Origin of the sequence: Rahnella sp. GSA61A (assembly GCF_019969905.1) — a bacterium.
GTDB lineage: Bacteria > Pseudomonadota > Gammaproteobacteria > Enterobacterales > Enterobacteriaceae > Rahnella > Rahnella aceris.
Map to the genome: position 1 here is coordinate 24,231 of NZ_JAHXYO010000004.1, position 18,650 is coordinate 42,880.

Annotated in this window: 14 protein-coding genes; 2 read left to right on the forward strand and 12 right to left on the reverse strand. The window is 54.6% G+C overall.

The window, feature by feature from the left end; all coding sequences use genetic code 11:
* Positions 1–9 precede the first annotated feature (9 nt).
* On the forward strand, positions 10–780 hold the full coding sequence (locus LC431_RS06580) for an ABC transporter ATP-binding protein (RefSeq protein ID WP_095925841.1): 771 nt from the start codon (positions 10–12) through the stop codon (positions 778–780).
* Between the two features lie 44 nt (positions 781–824).
* Here the strand turns inward: LC431_RS06580 and LC431_RS26385 are convergent, their stop codons facing one another.
* From LC431_RS26385 to LC431_RS06615, 7 genes are all read right to left on the reverse strand, one after another.
* Positions 825–2,777, reverse strand: coding sequence for an ImcF-related family protein (locus tag LC431_RS26385; protein WP_223509510.1), 1,953 nt, complete (start codon positions 2,775–2,777; stop codon positions 825–827).
* 2 nt (positions 2,778–2,779) lie between these two features.
* Complete coding sequence (locus tag LC431_RS06590) at positions 2,780–4,219, reverse strand: hypothetical protein (RefSeq protein WP_223509511.1); 1,440 nt, start codon at positions 4,217–4,219, stop codon at positions 2,780–2,782.
* Positions 4,219–4,476: a PAAR domain-containing protein gene (locus LC431_RS06595; RefSeq protein WP_153375186.1), complete on the reverse strand. Its 258-nt coding sequence runs from the start codon at positions 4,474–4,476 to the stop codon at positions 4,219–4,221. Before LC431_RS06595 ends, LC431_RS06590 begins: the two co-directional genes overlap by 1 nt.
* Positions 4,473–6,500 carry a hypothetical protein gene (locus LC431_RS06600; RefSeq protein WP_223509512.1) on the reverse strand — a complete coding sequence of 676 codons (2,028 nt, stop codon included), beginning with the start codon at positions 6,498–6,500 and terminating at the stop codon, positions 4,473–4,475. Before LC431_RS06600 ends, LC431_RS06595 begins: the two co-directional genes overlap by 4 nt.
* A 206-nt stretch (positions 6,501–6,706) precedes the next feature.
* On the reverse strand, positions 6,707–7,369 hold the full coding sequence (locus tag LC431_RS06605) for a hypothetical protein (protein WP_223509513.1): 663 nt from the start codon (positions 7,367–7,369) through the stop codon (positions 6,707–6,709).
* 2 nt (positions 7,370–7,371) lie between these two features.
* Positions 7,372–8,319: a hypothetical protein gene (locus LC431_RS06610; RefSeq protein ID WP_223509515.1), complete on the reverse strand. Its 948-nt coding sequence runs from the start codon at positions 8,317–8,319 to the stop codon at positions 7,372–7,374.
* Positions 8,320–8,337: 18 nt separating this feature from the next.
* Positions 8,338–10,839 (reverse strand): type VI secretion system Vgr family protein, encoded by a 2,502-nt coding sequence (locus LC431_RS06615; protein ID WP_223509516.1) that lies wholly within the window; start codon positions 10,837–10,839, stop codon positions 8,338–8,340.
* A 434-nt stretch (positions 10,840–11,273) separates the two neighbouring features.
* Between LC431_RS06615 and LC431_RS06620 the strand changes: the two genes are divergently transcribed.
* Positions 11,274–12,254 carry a GNAT family N-acetyltransferase gene (locus LC431_RS06620; protein ID WP_223509517.1) on the forward strand — a complete coding sequence of 327 codons (981 nt, stop codon included), beginning with the start codon at positions 11,274–11,276 and terminating at the stop codon, positions 12,252–12,254.
* A gap of 16 nt (positions 12,255–12,270) precedes the next feature.
* Here the strand turns inward: LC431_RS06620 and LC431_RS06625 are convergent, their stop codons facing one another.
* From LC431_RS06625 to LC431_RS06645, 5 genes are read right to left on the reverse strand one after another with little or no spacing between them, the layout of a single operon-like run.
* Positions 12,271–14,058, reverse strand: coding sequence for an ABC transporter permease subunit (locus LC431_RS06625; RefSeq protein WP_131637415.1), 1,788 nt, complete (start codon positions 14,056–14,058; stop codon positions 12,271–12,273).
* Entirely contained in the window at positions 14,058–15,566 is a 1,509-nt protein-coding gene (locus LC431_RS06630) for an ABC transporter substrate-binding protein (protein ID WP_223509519.1), read from the reverse strand. The genes LC431_RS06625 and LC431_RS06630 overlap by 1 nt, the downstream gene beginning before the upstream one ends.
* A gap of 13 nt (positions 15,567–15,579) precedes the next feature.
* Positions 15,580–16,818, reverse strand: coding sequence for an MFS transporter (locus tag LC431_RS06635; protein WP_223509520.1), 1,239 nt, complete (start codon positions 16,816–16,818; stop codon positions 15,580–15,582).
* A 4-nt stretch (positions 16,819–16,822) separates the two neighbouring features.
* Positions 16,823–17,638 (reverse strand): ABC transporter ATP-binding protein, encoded by an 816-nt coding sequence (locus LC431_RS06640; RefSeq protein ID WP_223509521.1) that lies wholly within the window; start codon positions 17,636–17,638, stop codon positions 16,823–16,825.
* On the reverse strand, positions 17,638–18,456 hold the full coding sequence (locus tag LC431_RS06645; protein ID WP_013578074.1) for an ABC transporter ATP-binding protein: 819 nt from the start codon (positions 18,454–18,456) through the stop codon (positions 17,638–17,640). Before LC431_RS06645 ends, LC431_RS06640 begins: the two co-directional genes overlap by 1 nt.
* Positions 18,457–18,650: the final 194 nt, after the last annotated feature.

Genomic DNA, 18,650 nt, shown 5'->3' on the forward strand with positions numbered 1-18,650 from the left:
CAGAAAACCATGATTGACGTGCGCAACCTGAACCTGACGTTTGGTGAAGGGGCGAAAACCACCCAGGTGCTGACCGATGTGAATATCGCCGTGCGCGAAGGCGAGATTTTCGGGCTGGTCGGCGAATCCGGCTCAGGCAAAACCACGGTGCTGAAATGTCTGGCGGGATTGTTTACCCACTGGCAGGGCGAACTGGAAATCGAGGGTCAGCAGCTCGAACACCGCATTGGCCGCGAGCGTTGCCGGCTGGTGCAGATGGTGTTTCAGGACCCGTATGGCTCGCTGCATCCGCGCCATACCATCGGCGATATTCTGGAAGAGCCGCTGCAAATTCACCGTATCGACCAGCGCGAACAGCGGATCAACACCATTCTGGAAAAAGTCGGCCTGAACCGGGCATTCCGCAGCCGGTATCCGCATCAGCTTTCCGGCGGACAGCGCCAGCGCGTGGCCATTGCGCGGGCGCTGATCCTGAAACCGCGCGTGTTACTGCTCGACGAACCGACCTCCGCGCTGGATGTCTCCGTGCAGGCGGAAATCCTCAATTTGCTGTTCGATCTGCAAAAAGAGGAAGGACTGACCTATCTGATGGTCACCCACGATCTGGGGGTTATCGCCCATCTCTGCCAGCGCGTGGCGGTGATGAAATACGGCAAAATCCTCGAAACGCTGGACACCGATGCCCTGCTGCGCGGCGATATCACCGACGATTACACCCGCGTGCTGGTGGATGCCAGCCGCGATTACAGCCGGGAAATGGCGGCAAAAGTGATGTTATAGGAAGGAGAAAAGGCCACTGTAGCGGCAGTAATGCAGCGGCCTTTTTACCTATTATCCCTGATTCTGCCCAGTTTCATCGTCACCTGTTCCGGCATTTTATCCAGATTATCTTCCCGCAATCCCAGCACCACGTTGTAACCCGCGAACAGAGTGCGATCGCCCAGACGCGGCAGTACCCACCCGACCTGTTCCTGACGCTGTGTGACCAGTGCGGCAATCTCCGGCGCGATGGCGCCTTCGTACGCCTGGCGGGTAAAGCTGCCTGGTACGTCGGCGTCGAGAGTAAACATTCCGCCGGTCTCCTGACCGTCAAGCAACTGCGTCAGCGACAAATTCGCGAAGTTACGTGAGGTGCGGTCAATCAGGGAACCATAAAGTTTTTGTTCTGCGTCCGCGCCGCTCATGGCGTTCAGCAAGGCCGCCCGCGCCTGCGTGACCGCCGCGCTGTCAGGCTGGATTTTCCAGTCAGGATGCCGGGCGAACTGCGCGGTCATAAAAGCGATATCCTGCGGCGCGACGTTTTTCAGCAACGGCGTCAGCTGTTGCGTTAAATAGCGCTGCGCCTCTGCGCCGGTGGTTTTGTCGGGCTGGGCCAGCATCAGGTAGGTTTTCAGGGCATCGTAGGACGGCGTGGGTGACATCAGCGCCGCACTAAGCTGCTTTTCGGCCGGTTGAACGATAAGCCGATGGGCCAGCGCCGAGTATTGCGGCCAGAGGGCAGGAAGCAGCGAACCCGTTATGTCCAGACCGAACCGGCGATACAGCGGCGTGCCCTGTTCCTGCTGAGCCAGTAAGGTTTGCACCCTATGTTGCAGCGAAGACAAGACCGCAGGCGAGGGCGAGGTTTTCGCCTGTTGTACCTGCTCCGCACTGCCGGTCACCAGCCGGTAATTGCTGATGCCGGACACGATTGTACCGATGGCCAATACCAGCATCGCGGTCGCGGCACTCCACTTCGCCACTGTTTGCGCCGTTACCCCAACCGGACGACCGGCGCGGCGGTGAATGCCGGCAGACAATTCCCGCCAGACCGGAGAATCCGCACGTTCATGCGGGCTGTAGGCGCGTAACGTCAGCGCCGGTGAAAACGCCACGCCGTAAAGCGGCAGCTGAAAATAGCCACTGAGCAGCGGTTTGAATGCATCCGTCCAACCGGTCAGGCGGGCTTTTAAATCACGGGCCAGTTGCAGCAAAAACGCATGGCTCAGGTTTCCGCTGATTTGTGCCATGCCCTGTGCGCGAAGTTCGGGAAGCAGTGAATCGACAGAAGACGATAAAGACTCCGGTGTCAGCCTTTTGTTCCCGAACACACCGACCAGCTGCACCGGCCGTTCGGGTTGCGGCCAGGTCAGTTCGCGCCGGTCCAGCAGATACACCGGCAGCTCCCAGCGCAGCCGGTGGCGGACAATTTCATAACCACGAAGCACGGAATCAGCTTGCGCCGCCTTGGTATATTGCGCCTCATGGCTGACCCAGATCAGCGCATCAGCAGGGGCGTGAGTACGCAGACGACGTAAAGCCTGAAGGTCTGCCAGGTTACCGCCCGCCGTCAGTGAGCCACCCCATAACAGCAGGGTATTGCCGACGGTCATCCAGCCAGATTGAGTCAGTCCCGGCGCGACCGCTTCAACATCGGTCACTTCACCCATCACCAGCAGCCAGGGGAGTTTGCGTTTCCAGTGCTGGCTGTAGCGATGCCTGAGGGCAGATTTTAACCGGCCAACATCAATGGACGCCTGAAGGGGCCGCTCTGATTCTGTACCCTTCGATGCGAATTTGGGGCGCACAGGAACCCGCCAGCTGGCCGATGTGGTGACGAGGGTAAATGACAGGGCAATCAGCGCGACAATCAGCGTGATGACCAGAACGGTCATTAAAATGCCGGAGTCCTTTGAGGACGAAGAAAACACGCCGTATTGCCGGAACACACTGATAATCGCGACTGCGACGGCCAGCAGCAGGAACAGTATTCCCAGTGGCTTGATGAATTTCTTCACAATCAGCTTCCTTGCTGCGCAGAACGGATAAAGTGCGGCTCAAGCAGGCGATTTAACACGATCCGCAGGCCCACGGCGCTGCCAGTCATTGTGACAACCAGTGTCAGGATCAGCGTGATCGCGCCCCAGAAAGAAAACAGCCAGTCCGGGAAGGTATTGCCGAGGGACCAGAACAACACCAGATTGAACAGCAGTGAAGCGACCAGGCATCCTGCAGGGTAGACATCGCGGGGTAACTGGCTGTGATAGTCAGCCTGAACCGGCGCTTGATCCCCGACAACGACTGCCCAGGCTGACTCTTCTGCGGCGGCCAATACCCACTGGCTGCCCTGACCGCGCTTAATCATATCAGCGGCGGCGCCGATCATCAGCCAGCCTGAAAATGACCCATACATCCCGCAGCCTTTGTCGAAATCCAGCTGCCCGCCCATAGGGGCTTCTTTGCGCAGCGGTAATTTCACGTCATGGACGACGGTATTGAGCTTCTGACGCAGGGTGTCGGTCAGCCCGGAGAACCACAGCAGGCGAAGAGACTCTGTCGGCTGCTGCGTCATGTCTCGCAGTTCCAGCAAATCTTCGGGCAGTTTTTTCAGATTTAACGGCATGGCTCTGAAGAGCTGCGGGGCATTTTGCAGGGTATCTGGTCTAAGCAAGTCGGCGGGGGAGAGCAGCAGGCCAGTCGCTATTTCGCTGAGAGGCTTTTCCTCCACACCGTCGTAATACTGCATCGCAATAACGAGAGAGGGCGTGTGTGCGTCTAAGCAGGTTCCCACAGTTTCCAGAGACGCCTGAGGGCCGACAGGGTTTACCTGTAACGAGTATCCGGGATAAAGTGTTTGCCAGAGCTCTTCGAGGTAAAGAACGTGTGTTTCGGTCACCTCCGTCTGCGTCTGCACAAAGAGTCTGAACGTTACCTGTTTTGGCAGATTCAGCGCTTTAATGGCGTCTTCAAACGACGTCAGGATATGGCGGCAGATGATTTCAAAGCGATAAATACCCGGCGGCGCCTCGTCCTCAGGAAACAGTAACACCGCAGGCTCCTCGTTATCGCCTTCTGGACGGGAGAGGCCCGCGACCTGTGGGTATAAATCCAGACGGGTGGTGAAGTTCACGTTATCAATAATATGCAGATGCTGATGTGTCCAGTCTTGCCACGCAGCGTTTGTATTTGCCTGCCAGTGCGTCCAGCTGTAATACATCAGCGCTCCTGCCTCCCATATCAGGAGATAAAGCGACAGGCACGACAGGATCCCAACCAATGTGAAGCCGGTCAGCGGCAGATAATGACCTGAAGACAACGGATACAACCCGGTTGATGGCGTATCGAGCACGACCCAGACTAAAGCCAGTGCAAAAGCCAGCAGAAAAATAAACACGCACACCCACGGTGACCACGCAGGTGGCTTTTGCTGAGGTTCAGCCTGAGGAACTGACCAGCCCATTATTCGAACCCTGCGTCAGGGAAGCTGGCATATACTACCGACCCACATTCAGTTTTGCAGAGATGTACCACAATCCCTTTTCCCTGCTCCTCATAACCCGGCTCGAATTCGATAATGCGGTTCGGGCCGTGTTCAGGGCAGCTCACGCTGTCATTTAACAGTGCAGCATTTTTGCCCTCAATCTCAAACGTCGATGAAGCAGAAATCACAGCGCCGCCGTGGGAAGTTTTATCTCCAAGAACTACGACATTTTTCATGCGAGTTCTCCCTGCGGTTTCTGTGCCCGGACTAACGCGATATTGTCAGCCTCGGCCTTTTTCACCGCCGCGTCATAACGTTGCTGGGCATCGGCATCCACGTCTTTACGGATAATGGGCGGCAGCGGAGGTGGCGTGAAAGTGCCTGTTTGGTAGTAATCATCGGATCCAATATGTGTCCAGTCAGCCATATCGCGCAGCATCTGCATCTGTGTTTCGTTTTGTCCGATGTTACAGAATCCAATAGGCAAGTCGTAGGCCATTACCTGCTGAAGGAACAGCGGATTTTGGGGTAAATCACTGTGATCGGCAGGCCGGGAAATATACTGGCTTATGCGCGTTCGCATCTGTTCAACGCTTTCCCTGTCAACATTCCGTTTATCGTAAGGAGAGCCTGAGCCTGGTGGCACAGGGAAGGTTTTGCGCTCATTGAAGCCATACAGCTTGATATAATATTTGTAGGTATTGTCGTTGGGCTTCCCTGTTTCCGGGGCATTGGTGCTCCAGCTATAACCATAACTGTCATAATTTTTATCAGCCAAATAGATAGAATGTGCTGCTTTATCGGCGGGCAAATCTTTAATATGTTTACGGTCTTTATCGAAATCAGCCAACTGCTCCGCTGTTATTGGCAGAGGGACCTGCTCGGCATTGATGAACAGCTTTTGGTTTGGGTCAGGATTAGGCCATGCCTGGCGACTAAACACAGAATCATTGCTGTCCCAGAATGTCTTACCGCCATTCGGCTTCCAGTCCCTGCTCATATCTGGCAACGTACCGAACGGTGTTTGCGGATTAGGTGCTTCGCCACAAGCCATATTACGGGCGAGCATGCGCACAAAAAGTGAGTTTTCCGGCACCATCGCAAAGACAGGGTGTGGCTGGGTATAGTTGCTGGCTTTCGTATTAGGAAGCCCTTGCCAGCCAATACTCAATAAGGGTGACGACCCCATTACCCGATCATGTGGGCTGCAATAAATATACGTGCGTCCGTGATTGTCCCGCTCAGGAACATCCGGATTGGAGGTTTCCCCATCCGGTTGCCAGTTCTCGCATGCACCATCAAGACCACAGACGAGTTTCTTCGGGTTGGCGTTCTTAAGCCGGTCCTTGTTTTCAGCCACTTTTGCAACAATGTCAGCAAAGGTGATGCGTCTCGCGGCTTCAGAAATACATTCCGCTAATGGATAGGAGAGATAGTCCATCCCTTTGCTTTCCAGACAGAGCGGAGAATTCATCACAAAGAGCGCATCGGGTGCGGCACCCTCCATTGCCGCTGCGGCAGTAGCAATCATAGTGCCCTGGCTGTGAGATATAACAGTTACGGTATCAGTCGGGCTGAGTTCGCGGATCTTTCTCACCAAATTTGCCAGTCGTTCAGCAGCGTGAGAATAATATTCACGCGGTGGTGCGTTTGCCAAAAGGCGGTCAGTTTCTTCATTGATAAACTGCGTACTGAAGGGGATAGGGATTTTATTGACCCATTTACTGAAGCCATATTTGCTCCACAGCGAATAAAGTGATGTGCAGCCGTTCTGGAAAGGACCTCCACCCCAGAAAAACCGGTTATTACCATTCTTAATTTGTTGATCACTGAGGTCGGTATAACTGTCGCCTTTTGCAGTTCTCAGTGGGATGACAAAATCTTTTTCTGTGCCGGGTTGTGCTCTATATCCCCAGTAGAAACGGATGACAGGAGATCTGCCTTTCTGAGTTAATTTTACTGGAAACGTATTATCTTCATTATATGCATTAGGTTTTAAACTAAATGGAGAGCCCTCCAGTCCAAGACGCTGATTAAGACCCTTGCAGAGATGCTCTTCTGCTTTGAGGTACCATTCGCCTTCAGAATTTACGCCATGAACAAAGATAACCAAGCCTGGAAGTTGGGCACCTTTTCTTACCTCCCCTCGAACACAAACATTTTGGGGGCTCATGGTACTTCTGGCTTGTTGAATACCATTAGGAGTCGTCTCGCTGTTCAGTAAACGAGTAGGCTGATCGTGTTGATAGGCTTCAGACATGGGTCATCCTTGATTTTTAGGCTGAGTAGGGAGCAATGCGGTGTTGCAGGTAAATTGAGTTGCGCTTTGAGGGAATGGCATCAATTTAGGGATTGTATCTTGGGGAGTATTATCTCTTATATCATAATATAAAGCACTAACCTTATTACCCAAGTCAGAAAGCTGTTCATTAGTATATGAATATTTAGTTGATAATAAACTCCCATTTACATCCAAAAGATTTTTTTATCTAAAGCATCATCAGGTATTCCCATTGCCAAAAGTTTTTTGTAGAAAATGTTGTTAATTGATAATTCTCTTGGTTGTATAAAAGCACCTTCGTTATTGCGTACATATTTATCAGCATTATAGTTGATGCTTTTAATATATATGGCATTATCAGAAATAACGATTGTGTAATCTTTAGAAGCTGAGCTATCAGTTGCTCTAAATTTTATATCATTAAATGTTTTTCCACCATCATTACTGGCTGATAGTATGCTGTAAGCACAGCCTCTTAATGGGTCACCACAAGGTGCGTTATCACCGCTCACCAATGGAATCGCCAGCATGTCGTCGTTTTTCGCTGCCCAGATAAACTTGCCCTTATAGTTCATCGTTCCCTTAGAGAGGAACCAGAGTTTAGTTTTTATCTTCTTGCTGTCATTGCGATAATAAATCGAACCATCATCGCAGTTCGAATAATCCTCCAGCGTGAGATAGCGATTTTTATCGATACGATAAATCACCTGTGGTGGGTTATGGATGGGTTGTACTGCCAGCTTTTTTGGCTGCGTTGATGTCTGCACCGGAGGCGGTGTCACGGCGCAGCCATTCAGGCTGGTCAGTGAAAATATTAATGCACCTGCGAGTAAAGTTAGATTCTTCATGGTCATCCTTGATTTTTAGGCTGAGTCGGTTTCAGAGCATCATTGCAAGTAAATTCACTACTTATTGATTTACCGATCTTTTCATCAGGTAATTTCTCTAAAGTCGGTGAGTTATTGAGTCGGTTTAACAACGTATGAGCCTTTACATCAACTTCATGAATTTGAATATCAGAGTAATCGTGTAATGCTTTTAGCCAAGAAGGTATATAACCTACTCGGTTATTTGCTAAAACATCTTTTGGCACCCCGAACTTCAACAAGCCTTTATAAAGTTCATCCTGGACCCAGACTTGCCTTACATTATAAAATTTACCATCTGTATCGACAGAAAATTTATCAGTAGGATATTTGTCTCTTTTGGTGAAGATAGCATCATCTGTAAGGACAACCGTGTACTCTTTAGAGTTTGAGCTATTACTTGCACCGAATATAATATCACTAAATTTCTCCCCCCCATCGTTACTGGCTGATAGAATGCTATAAGCACAGTTTTTGAGAGTGTCACTACAATGATCGTTGCCGCCTCTCACTAAAGGAAAAGCCAGCATGTTGTCGCTCTTCGCTGCCCAGATGAATTTTCCTTTGTAATTCATTACGCTTCGCGATGAGACCGCTAGTGGTAATTTTATATTTTTTTCATCATTATGAAAAAATATCTGACCATTGTCGCAATGGGTATACTTTTCAAGCGTGATATAGCGTTTTTTATCAATACGATATATCACCTGTGGCGGCCCATAAGTTTTTTCGGCCAATAGCTCTTTCTGTAGTGCTTCTTTCTTTAATTCTGCTTGCCTTTCATTATATTCTCTAGCCTGACGAGCTTCCGCTATTCCGGAAAAAGGGTTACCTATAATGAGGCCTCCCCAGGGGCCAACAGCACAACCTGTCACACTTATCACAACAGAAAGACTGAGCGCGCTGATGATTAATTTAGTTATTTTTTTCATATTCTTTCCTTGAAATCCTTATTCGCCATCCAGTAACGAAATGACCATATCCTGCGCGGCTTGTGATTTAGTGAGAGAGGTCATGCCTTTTTCATCAGTCAGCCCTTCAATGATCTGTCCATCATCCAGTGTGATTTTATATTTCTGGGAAGCCAGTGGCTTGCCGTTGAGCGGATGAGTAACGACAAATCCTTCATTGAACTGTTCGGGCTCGAACGATTTCATCGCACTCTGCATGCTGGCCGAGCCTTGCTTGACGATGCCGCCATTTTTAACCAGCAGTTTCCCCGGCCCGCCAATTTCAACGTTACCGCCTTTCAGTTTGATGTAGGCACCGCCGCAGATCAGAACCAGCTCGTCCTGTGCTGTCACCGTCATTTTTTTGCCACTGGCAATATGCGTATCGTCCGTTGACCAGGTGGTGAATTTCCCGCCCTGCGCCTGAACGTCAATGTCGCCTTTGGCGGCAAATATTTTGGTTCCCTGACGGCTGTAGAGGCTGATCTGATCACCGGCGGCGACGGTGAATTTCTTCGTCGCGCCGATATCCACCTGCTTACCGGCGGTCAGCGTCAGGCTGTCTTCCGCGTACAATTGCATACTGTCCCCGCTGACAATACCGACGCCTTTTGGTGCGCTTAAAAGCAAAACGGCTTGCTGAAGTTTGTCGAGTTTCTGCTGTAACAGCGTCTGTTGCCGGTCGATATCCGCCGCTAATGCCTGGGCCTGTTGAGCACTGGCCGACAGGCTCTGCATTTCTACCATTGCACTGGAAAGAAGTGCTTTGGCCTGTTGCATGTCCAGTTGCTGACCTCCGGCTGACGCCTGCACGTCGGCGGTAATAAACACCCCTTTGCCGCCACGAACGGCCACCCAGTCGTCGGTGCGCAGTTCGGCGCCGTGACCGCGGTCTTTGCGCTTGTCATCGACCAGCGCCCCCAGGTTCAGCTGGCTTTTGCCGCAGGCCGGTGTGGAAAGCTTGATGTGTTCTTTGCCTCGTGAATCATCAAGTCTTAACTTATTTCCAGAAGGAGTGCGTATGACGTTCCGCTTATAATTCGGTAACGCCACATGATCCGGGTGCGTTGAATCATGCAGCGCACAGGCGATATAAGGCCGGTCAACGTCGCCATTTTCGAAGGCAATCGCCACGCCGGTGGAATCCAGCAGCGGCATATGGAAGCCGCAGGTATCACCGGAATACGGTTTGGCCAGACGCAGCCAGCAGCTCTCAAAGCCTTTCTGCCATTCGGTACGGTCGAAACCAAACTGGGCGCGGTACAAACCGTCGGCGTTGATGTGGGCGTAAGGTTCGTCCGGATGCGCGCTGGAGATGCGGGCAGGCAGCGTGCCGGTGACGGTCGGCCACGGCAACAACGCAGGGCGGTACGGATGCTGAGTATTACGCGGAACCGCGGTGAAGGTGACGAAGTACGCCGTATCGCGGGCGACGTTTTTAGAGTTGGTGGAAACTATCAGGAGACCGTCCGGCGCTTCCGGCCAGTCTTTGCCGGGTGTGGTGATGACCATCCCCGGACGCAGCGTCATGCAGTTAGATTTGCCCTCAAAGGTGATTTGCTCACTGAGGTAACGTTCCTGACGGCGTCTGGCGTACCACATGCCCTGTCCGGGCTCGTTGCTGAATTCCTTGCCCGGCTCAGGATAGTACTCACCCCAGCGGTAATCTTCGGCGACCAGCGCCGGATAATCGGGATTGGTCTGCGTCGTGCCGGTCATATCGCTTTGCGCAGCGGGGTAATAGTCGTCGTTAACCGTGACTGACTTCGGAATGGCCTTGCGGCTGACCGACATCTCCCAGACTGATTCCAGGCCGCCGTCAAAAAGTCCCGCCGGGTTGCGAAACGGGATCTCAACCGGTTCCGGCCAGGCGTAAGAATGGTCGGCCAGGACCATGACGTCGCAGTTGTTCTCTTCGTCATATTCGAAGAAGTACGAGATGCCGCTGTCTGCCAGGCGTCGCGCAATATGGGCGTATTCGCTTTCACCGAACTGCATCATGAATTTTTTCAGCGGGTACTGGTCATTGAGCGCAAACCGAAAATCCAGCCGGTCCATGTTGTAACGCAGGAAGGTGTTTTCGGTCATGCTGATGATGCTGTCGTTCTGGTAAATCGCGTTATTGCTGCCCTGATTTAAGCGGGTGACGCGGTGCTCCAGCGTGGCGACGTAACGGGTTTCATCAGCAGAAGTGCTGCACTGGCGAAACTGGGTGATCACACCGGGGATGATGCGCGGCTTAACCGTTTCCCACGGCTTGCCGTCGGGGTACATCAGGAACAGCGCGGAATAATTGATGATGTGCCGGGCGGGAATATCTTTCACCGTGCTGGTAAACGCTATCTCATAGCGCAGAATATCGCTGATGGCCTCGCTGCCGCCGAATTTGAGCACCGAAATATCGACGCCGGGCTGTTGGGATTCCAGTCTTTTAAGACGCAACTGATAATGGTTGTGGACCGGTAATTTACTGCCTGCAATAATATATTCCTGAATGCTCATTTTTTAATTCCCTTTGACACAACGCAGCATGTGGCTGGTTAATCGACACCCTGTTTACTGGTTATGAAATGAATCCATTGTGTTAAATCATTAGCGGCATGAATGAAAATATAATTTGACTTAAGTTAAATTTAAAGATCGCGCAAGTCTACTTAAAAATCCCAAAAACAGAAGTGATGTATGTTCAATAATTAAAAATAATGGCTCTGGCAAGTATGCCTGAAGGCTATGATTTGTATTGCCGGGTTTTTATAATCATTTTCTTCTTATTAATTCAGGTTATTCATCTCGTTAACGTAATGCCAGATAAGTGCAGGCGCAGCGGCTCAGAATTGAACGGTAGTGTATGAGTGGATTGAGGGATGTAGTTCAGGGTTGACAGAATGGCGGAAGCTGTTTAATTTCGTTGATACTATCAACTAACAGAGTTAAAAATGACGGCCATTCATTCGATTCGCACCGAGCTGCGTTACCTTGTCAGGGAGCTCGGGTTGCTGGATAAAAACTGTTTTCGCTCGGGTTTATCTCTTACGCAGGCGCATCTGCTGACCTATCTTTCAAAGAACGGCGTGACGTCTTTTGCTGAGTTATGCCTGCAACTGAGCATGGATAAGGCCTCGCTAAGCCGCACGCTGAACGTGCTGGCCGGAAAAAATTATGTTGAACCGGTCACCGGAGAGAGAGACAAGCGGCAAAAAAGTTTTCAGCTGACGACGGCAGGTGCGCAGTGTTTAGCCGCGGCTGATGCTTCGGCGGATAATGAATTTTCATTTGTTCAAAATGCAATGGAATTACAACAAGCGCAGGAAATAATTAATGGGTTACGTGCGTTGAGAATAAATACTTTCCGGCGGAATGCCGCACGTCATCCGCAAAGAATACAAATTGAAATTATGCGCAGTAATTACCTTCCCGAAGTGAAAAAACTCTTAATGGAGACTTTTTCGCAGGAACAGAATATTCCGCAGGCGCTTATTCTGTTACCCGCAGAGCTTAAAACTAAATGCTGGATAGTTCGCTCGGGAGAATATGTTCTGGGCACTGTCGCCTGCTGGCAGGAAAATAACGAATGGCACTGGGGAAGGTTTGCCGTTAATCCTTGTTATCGCGGGATGGGCATCGGCAGGCAACTGGCGCGGGTTTCCCTGACGGAGATGCTTGAAGAAACAGATAACGTGATAATGGAGGCGCGGGATTCCACGGTCAGGATCATCAGCGAGCTGGGTGGAAAAATCACCGGGCCCACCCGTGATTTCTACGGCATGCCCATCACCCCGATGCATCTGAAAAAAGAAGATTTTGAGCACGTAACAGAACAGCGAAAAAATACACGCCTGACCGGAGATTGTCATGAGGTGAAATTGAGTCCGGCCGGTCATCAGGGCGGCAGTACCGTCAGATTGGCGCGAAAATAATGATTCAGGTAACAGTTCAGCCAGCCCTGACGGTTTTTTTCCAGCGCAAACTGCTCATCGTCACCGCCATCACGGACAGCAGCGCCAGCGCACCGGCAGGCGCGAGCACACTCCACGGGGCGCGTTCAATATACGGCATCCCTTCCGCCAGCACGCGTCCCCATTCCGGGGCGGGCGGGGATGCGCCAAGCCCGAGAAAACCTAATGATGCCAGCGCCAGCGCGATGCCCGGTAAACGCAGCAGGGCGTGGCGCAACAGCGGACCTGCCAGCGCAGGAAACACATAAAATACATTACGGCGCAATGCACCCACGCCAATGACCGCAAGCATCTGCATGTATGGCCTTGCGCGGATTTCGGCCACCAGCGCGGCGGTATGTGCTGCCAGCGGCGCCCAGCTTACGGCGGTGACGGCAATCGCCGCGCCGGTGGCTGTTGGGCCATTGATGGCAGCGATCACCAGCCCGGCAATGACCGGCGGCAGTGCGTTAGTGACTTCAATCGGGCCGGTCATAGCACGGGGAAAAGCACCGGTAATCACGCCTGCGAGCAGGCAAATCAGTGAAACACTCAGTGCCTGCAAACAGGTGCTGAATGTGCCACGCGCCACGCGGGCGAGAAGGTCACGACCCATCGCGTCAGCGCCAAACGGCAAAGCGAAAGAGGGGGATTGCAGGCGCAAATACTCTGATGTCAGCGGGTCGCGCGGCAAACCGGCGAGAACCATAACGACCAGAACGCTCAGACAAAGCCACGGCAGCCATGCCCGCTGTTTCTCGGGCGTGGCATCGGGTTGCGGAACCGGCACCGCACCCAATGACAACGCACGGCCCAGTAATATCCGCCGCATGCCGCCCGTCAGCATGCCGATGGCGGAGGCCAGCAGCAGCAGGATCAGCACGCCGGTTTGTAACGCCGGTAAATCTCCCGCTGCCGCCGCGCCCAGCGTAGCGCGCCCCAGGCCGGGGATGGCGAAGACTTTTTCCACCGCGATTGCACCGCCGGTCAGCGACACCAGCACCAGTCCGGTTAACGGCATTACCCCGGGCAATGCGCGCCGGATAATGGCCAGCGCGGTATGGCGGCGCGAAATGCCCAGCACGCTCCAGGTAGTCAGCCAGCTTTCATTAAAGACACCGCTGAGGGCATCGGAATACAGCCGCCCGAGATAGCCACCCGCCGGAATGCCCAGCGCCAGTGCAGGCAGCACAGCGTAATACCAGCCGGACCAGCCATAAGGCGGGAAAAATTTCAGCCAGACAGCGCCGGTAATCAGCAGCACCGACGCCAGTAAAAACTCGGGCAGCGCGGTCAGCAGTGCGGCCAGAAAACCGGCCGGGCGTGCCGTGCCGCCCTGCAAGCCACGAATCATCGTGCCCGCGCATAACAGCAGTGCAATCAGAAACGCCACGCCAGCGGAAACCGCCATCAGCGTCAGTGAAACGCCGGTGGCCCGCAACATGCCGGGTAAAACCGGCATGCCGGATACCCAGGAAATTCCCGCGTCACCCCGCAACAAACCGGCCAGCCAGTGGGTCAGTGCATGCCACGGCCCCTGATCTAACCCCAGAGTAAGGCGGATCGCATTGAGCGTTTCTGCCGTGGCTTCCTGCTCACCGGATTTTGCGCGCAGCAAGGTCAGTGCCGGATCACTGCCCGACAGCCACGGCAACAGGCCGATCAATACCACGATGGCGGCCAGCGTCAGCAGGCGCGAAATCAGCGGTATCCACGCGCCGCCGGTCTGGCTCATGCGAACACGGCTGACGGCCATGCAGGTGCGGCAATACAGAGATTCACTCATCAGTCGGCCTGAACCGCACGTTGTGTCGCGGCATTGATTAATGTGCGTTCACGCGGGTCGCGCACTGCATCACGAATATCCGCTGCTTCGCCCTGAATCACCCGTTCATGCAACATTGGAATGGCAGCATCCGTGGCGAGGATCCGGTTTTCAGCCTGCATGATCGCCTGACGGCGTTCAGCGCCCGCCGGAATAACGGCAGCCTTTTGCAGCGCCTGATCGATGTCAGGGCGGCAAAGCTGCGCAATGTTAAACGACCCTTTGCAGGCAAAATCGCTGTACATATAGGCCACCGGGTCGCCGGAATCCAGCACCGTCGCACGGGATAAAATAAAGGCATCGAACTTGCCTGCCAGCGCGTCAGATTCGATTTGTGAGTATTCGCGCACTACCTGTTTCACGGTAAAACCGGCGGCCTTCAGTTGTTGCGCAAGGTACACCGCCACCTCCGGCAGTTCAGCGCGGTCACTGAATGTCGCTAACGTGATGGTTTCACCGGCCGGTTTACGGGCAGCTACCGGATGGCTCACCGGCTGGCGCAGTTGTGCTGCCCAGGGTAGTGCCGGGCCGAGCAGACCCTGCGCCACATCTGCGCGTTTTTCGTAGACATTATCCACCAGTTGCTGACGGTTAATCGCCTCGCGAACGGCGGCACGCAGCGCCGGATCCTGCATGACACCGAGGCGCGTATTGAGATACAGCGTGTTGGTGCGCGGCATCGGCACCTCGTGGATTAAGTTCTGATCGAGCAGCGGGGCCTGAGACACGGGAATGGCTTCGACAATATCCGCCGTGCCGCTGCGTAATGCCGCGCCGCGTGCGGTGCCGTCCGGCACGAAACTGACATCAATGCCGCTGGCTTTGGCCTTTTCACCCCAGTAACCGGCGAAACGTTCAAGCCGGGCGCTGCTGGTGCCATTCACCTGCACCAGTTTAAACGGGCCGGAACCGGTATGGCGTGGATCCACCACGCCGCTGGCGCTGTAGGCTTTTTGTGAAAGAATCGCCAGTTGCGGGCTGGACAGACGCTGCGGCAGCAACGGATCCGGCAGTGCGGTGGTCACAATCACCGCCAGTGCGCCGTCAGCCACGGCGGTCAGTTGCACGCCATCCAGAATGCGCGGTTTCGGCGCGGCATGGGCGGCGACGGTCAGTGCATTCACCACTGTGGCGGCATCAAGCGGGCTGCCGTCGTGGAATTTCACACCGGCACGCAGCGCGAAACGCCAGCTGTTATTACCGATTGGCTGCCAGCGGATGGCCAGCGCCGGTTGCGCTTCGCCGAGCTTATCGAGCGTCACCAGCGTTTCTGCTGTACTCCAGCGCGAGAGTTTAAATGCATCGTCGCTGAGCGGCGTCAGACCGGAACGCGGCGGCTGTAACATCGCCAGCCGCAGGCGTTGATCCGCGCTTTTTTCCGGGGTTTTATCGGCTTCACTGAAGCAACCGGTCAGTAAAAGGGCAGCAGAAAGCAGCCCGGCCAGCGGGCTTACACGTAACAGAGACATCAGAAGTTCCTTGTCAGATTGCAGGAGGGGGCAACTGGCGGCAGATTCGCCACATCGCCAGCGCGCTTAAAAAGGGAACGGCGGCCAGCGCCAGCCACGGAATCACTGCGCCCGGAGACGGTGTCAGGGCGTTATCGAGCAGGCCGCCGAGCAGGAAATTGCCCGCGAGCACCGCAGCGCCGCCCATCGACGACAGCGCACCATAATGCGCACCGAGATTATGTTGCCCGGCAAAGCGCGGAATGAGATCCATCCCGACCGGCACAATCAGCATCTGGCCGACAGTCAGCAGGGTAATCAGTAATACGGAAGGCAGCAGCCGCAGCCAGCCTTCCGGCGGTATTGTCCAGGCGAAAAGCGCCACGGCGATAAACGCGGAAGACTGCAATCCGAAGCCCGCAGGTAAAATCCGCGCCGCGCCTATCCGGCGGGAAAAACGCGCCAGCGGCATTTGCAGAACGATCACCAGAACCGAGGCCAGCACGAACAGCGGCCCGAGGTCCTGCTCGCTGCCGCCCGAACGGCGCAGCTCCACCGGCAGCGCCAGATACAACTGGTTGTAGCTGAACAGATAAGCGCTGTAGGCAATAATAAAGGCCACAAAACGCGGCTGACGGAAGGTCTGCCACCACGGCACAATTTTCAGTTCAGCGGCGCGTTCCGGCGTGGCGGGCAGCGTGAAAAACAACACCACCAGCGCCATCAGAAACAGACCGGAGCCGGCCAGCGCCACCGGCTGAAAACCGTAACCGGACAGCAGCGATCCGAGCAATGGCCCCAGCACCGCACCCAGTTCCGCGCAGACCGCCGAGAGCGCGAACCATTCTGCCCGGCTGCGTTTTCCGGCTTTCTCGCTGTGCGTTCCTGCCTGTGCCAGCAGCGCTTCGATCGAAGGGGAAAACAGTGCGCCGCCGATGCCGGTCAGACAGGCGCCGAGAATCACCGGTGCCAGTGTGTCGGAAAGCCCGAGCAGCAGAAAACCGGTGATACGCACCACGCAGCCCAGCAGAATGATGACCCGTGCGCCGTAGCGGTCAGACAGTGCCCCGCCGAGCAAAAACATGCCCTGTTGCGAGAATGTCCGCAAACCCAGCACCAGCCCGATCGCCCAGCCGGAAAGCAATAAGTCGTCGCGCAGAAAAATCGCCAGGAACGGCACGACGGCATAAAAGCCAATGTTAAATACCAGATTGCTGGCGAGCAGCAGCGGTGGTTTTGGCGCAGAAGCGCGGGCAATGGAACGGGTCAGCATCCGGTTATCCGTTAACGGTCAAAGGTAAATGAGGAATGGCCTGCAGCAGTTGTCGGGTATGCGTATGGTCCGGGGCGCGCAAAATATCCTGTGTGGCGCGGTCTTCCACAATTTTGCCGCCGTGCATTACCAGCAACCGGGCGCATAGCCCGGCCACCATCGAGATATCGTGCGTGACCATCAGCAGGCCCATGCCATTTTGCTGCGTCACCTGTTGCAGCAGTTGTTTGATCTGCCCGCGCAGGGGAAGATCCAGCCCGCTCACCGGCTCGTCGGCCACCAGAAATTGCGGGCGGATCGCCAGCGCACGGGCAATCGCCAGCCGCTGCGCCTGCCCGCCGGAGAGTCCGGCTGCCGTACGCCCTATCAACGTTTCGTTCAGGCAGACCTGCGCCATCACGTCAGTCACGCGCAGACGGATATTGCCGCTAAACCCGAGGCGTTTCAGCGGTTCGGCAATAATCTGATAAACGGTCTGAGCCGGTGGCAGCGAACCGGCCGGATCCTGCGGAATGTACTGCACGCGCTGCCGGTATGCGCGCAGAGACCGTGCAGAGCCGGGGCGAATTTTAACACCGGCGCAATATACTTCACCGCTGTCGGGAGATTCAAGCGCCAGCAAGATTTTCAGCAGGGAGGATTTTCCGCAGCCGGACGCGCCGACCAGCCCGAGCGTTTCGTGGTGGCCGATACGCAGCGACAGATGCTCAAAAAGCGCAGCGTGCTGCCTGCGCCAGCCGGAACGCGGCAGGGCGAAATGGCGGCTGACGTTATGCAGATGCAGAAACGGTTCGGTGAACAGATGCAGTGAAGATTCCATCAGACGGCAACCCCGCGCAGCGACGCGGCATTCTGATGCAGCGCGGCGGCCTGTCTTGCAGCGTGAACCAGTTTTCTGGAATAAGGATGTTGCGGATGACGGAGTAACTGCGCCATACCGGCAGATTCCACCAGCACGCCGTTTTCCATTACCAGTGCGCGCTCGCATAGCTGCGCGGCGACGGCAATATCATGGGTGATAAACAGCAGCGCCCGGGGTGATTGCGGGCGGGTGCAGGCGTTATGCATGACCTGTAAAACCTGTTGCTGGGTCAGCACGTCGAGCGCGGTGGTCGGTTCATCCGCCACCAGCAGCGAAGAAGAGGATTGCATCGCCAGCGCCAGGCACAAACGCTGGCGCTGACCGCCGGAAAGCTCCGCCGGATAACGGGTGGAAAATTGTGCAATATCGCCCAGCCCGACGGCATCCAGCATCGTGCAGATTTCGTCTTCGCGGGCGGCGGGCAGGGCGAGACGTAGCTGTTTTCCGAGCGTCATCAGCGGGTTCAGTGCGGTGGAAGAATCCTGAAAAACCGTGGCGACGCGGCTGGCAGCACAACGTGAAACCGGATGTATGCCGCGCACTTCGACGCTATTCACCCGAATGCTGCCGCCGTGTATCGCGCCCGCAGGCGGCGTGCCGGTGATGGCTTTGGCAGTCAGTGATTTACCGGAGCCGGAAGCACCAAGCAGACAAACCCGTTCGCCCGCACTGACGCTGAAACTCAGTCCGCTGACGCGTTCTTCACCTGCGAGCCGCACTGTCAGCCCTTCCACTGCGAGAACCGGTTCAGTATTTTGCGTCCTGTTGTATGTCATTCCCTAAACCTGTTCATCGCTGCGACTGTTTTGATATGTGATAACATAACAAAATGTGTCAATTTAATGCAAAAGGTTTTGTGATTTTCTCTGTGCTATTTGCCGGTGCAACTGTGTGCAGCACCCTTTCAGGCAGCGAAATGATGAGTTCGCCGCTGTCGTAGCCGGGACATGATGAAGCAAAGCTGGCAGGA

What these genes read in the sequence shown, in the direction of transcription:
- LC431_RS06620 (WP_223509517.1), top strand. Translation starts at nt 11,274, where the DNA reads ATGACGGCCATTCATTCGATTCGCACCGAGCTGCGTTACCTTGTCAGG.
- LC431_RS06590 (WP_223509511.1), bottom strand. Translation starts at nt 4,219, where the DNA reads ATGGGCTGGTCAGTTCCTCAGGCTGAACCTCAGCAAAAGCCACCTGCG.
- LC431_RS06635 (WP_223509520.1), bottom strand. Translation starts at nt 16,818, where the DNA reads ATGCTGACCCGTTCCATTGCCCGCGCTTCTGCGCCAAAACCACCGCTG.
- LC431_RS06600 (WP_223509512.1), bottom strand. Translation starts at nt 6,500, where the DNA reads ATGTCTGAAGCCTATCAACACGATCAGCCTACTCGTTTACTGAACAGC.
- LC431_RS06610 (WP_223509515.1), bottom strand. Translation starts at nt 8,319, where the DNA reads ATGAAAAAAATAACTAAATTAATCATCAGCGCGCTCAGTCTTTCTGTT.
- LC431_RS06640 (WP_223509521.1), bottom strand. Translation starts at nt 17,638, where the DNA reads ATGGAATCTTCACTGCATCTGTTCACCGAACCGTTTCTGCATCTGCAT.
- LC431_RS06625 (WP_131637415.1), bottom strand. Translation starts at nt 14,058, where the DNA reads ATGAGTGAATCTCTGTATTGCCGCACCTGCATGGCCGTCAGCCGTGTT.
- LC431_RS06605 (WP_223509513.1), bottom strand. Translation starts at nt 7,369, where the DNA reads ATGAAGAATCTAACTTTACTCGCAGGTGCATTAATATTTTCACTGACC.
- LC431_RS06615 (WP_223509516.1), bottom strand. Translation starts at nt 10,839, where the DNA reads ATGAGCATTCAGGAATATATTATTGCAGGCAGTAAATTACCGGTCCAC.
- LC431_RS06630 (WP_223509519.1), bottom strand. Translation starts at nt 15,566, where the DNA reads ATGTCTCTGTTACGTGTAAGCCCGCTGGCCGGGCTGCTTTCTGCTGCC.
- LC431_RS06595 (WP_153375186.1), bottom strand. Translation starts at nt 4,476, where the DNA reads ATGAAAAATGTCGTAGTTCTTGGAGATAAAACTTCCCACGGCGGCGCT.
- LC431_RS06645 (WP_013578074.1), bottom strand. Translation starts at nt 18,456, where the DNA reads ATGACATACAACAGGACGCAAAATACTGAACCGGTTCTCGCAGTGGAA.
- LC431_RS06580 (WP_095925841.1), top strand. Translation starts at nt 10, where the DNA reads ATGATTGACGTGCGCAACCTGAACCTGACGTTTGGTGAAGGGGCGAAA.